General features: G+C 81.5%; 1 protein-coding gene. It reads right to left on the bottom strand.

Annotation, left to right across the window (positions count from 1 at the left end):
• Positions 1 to 240: 240 nt before the first annotated feature.
• Positions 241 to 459, bottom strand: a 219-nt coding sequence (locus AAHZ94_RS34995; RefSeq protein WP_349997676.1) for a hypothetical protein, incomplete at its 5' end; no start/stop codon positions are given.

Consider the following 459-nt stretch of genomic DNA (forward strand, 5'->3'; position numbering starts at 1 on the left):
CAGCAACCCGCCGCACCGAACCACCCCGCCGGTCCCGCCGGCCCCACCCGGCCGCACCAGCCGGCGCACGGCAACCCGGCCCACGGCAACCCAGCACAGGGCGGCCCGGCCCACGGCAACCCGGCACAGAGCGGCCCGACGCACGACACGCAGGGTCGGCCGATCAGCGTGCGGACGTTGGGGCAGGGCATGCCGTTCGCACCGGGCGCGGCCGATCCGGCCCAGGCGCAGCCACCGCACCTACCGGCCGTGGCCGGCGGTCAGCCGCCGCACGGGGCCGGCCAGCAGCCCGGGCATCCGGGGCAACCGGGGCATCCGGGCCAGCCCGCCGCGGGCCAGCCCGGCCAGCCGGGCCAGCCAGGGCTGCCGGGACAGCCGGGACAGCCGGCCGGGGGCGCCGTGGCCGGTTCGGGCCGGCGGCGGAAGCTCGCGGCCCGCGGCGACGCCACGCACCCGGAC

The organism is Streptomyces sp. HSW2009 (genome assembly GCF_040240285.1).
Classification (GTDB): Bacteria; Actinomycetota; Actinomycetes; order Streptomycetales; family Streptomycetaceae; genus Streptomyces.